Raw genomic sequence first — 437 nt, forward strand, 5'->3', positions numbered from 1 at the left:
CCTCGGTGACCCGGCTCAAGCCGTCGATCCGGATCGGTTCGTGACGGTCCCGCGTCGTCCCGTCGCCGAGCTGCCCCCACGTGTTGAGTCCCCACGCGGAGGCACTGGCGCGAGGGCGTTCTGCTGCCGTCGCGCTCGCCGGCGAGCCGACGGCAAGAACTGCCAGCAGCACCCCGACCGTGGGAGTCCACCGTCGCCACCGATCGCTCATCCCGACCTCCAAGGTCATCGCGCCCTCGCGTCCCCCTGGCAGGATTCGAACCTGCGGCCGGCGGATTAGAAGTCCGCTGCTCTGTCCAGCTGAGCTACAGGGGGTTCTTGAGCCGGAGACCTGCCCTGGTCGCAGGCAACGGTAGCGGGAAGGGTCCCGCCATGATCGTGCGCGATTTCTATGCTGACCGGATGGACCTGGAGTTCAGCGGCGCGGTGTTTCACTG

Annotated in this window: 1 tRNA gene and 1 pseudogene; both read right to left on the reverse strand. The window is 68.0% G+C overall.

What is annotated here, in order from left to right:
- Positions 1-229, reverse strand: a pseudogene (locus I6F37_RS40430) (RCC1 domain-containing protein); the annotation flags it as partial.
- Positions 230-241: 12 nt separating this feature from the next.
- Positions 242-315 (reverse strand) — tRNA-Arg (locus tag I6F37_RS40435).
- Between the last annotated feature and the right edge of the window lie 122 nt (positions 316-437).

Origin of the sequence: Bradyrhizobium sp. NBAIM08 (assembly GCF_020193935.1) — a bacterium.
In the GTDB taxonomy this organism is placed as follows: Bacteria; Pseudomonadota; Alphaproteobacteria; order Rhizobiales; family Xanthobacteraceae; genus Bradyrhizobium; species Bradyrhizobium yuanmingense.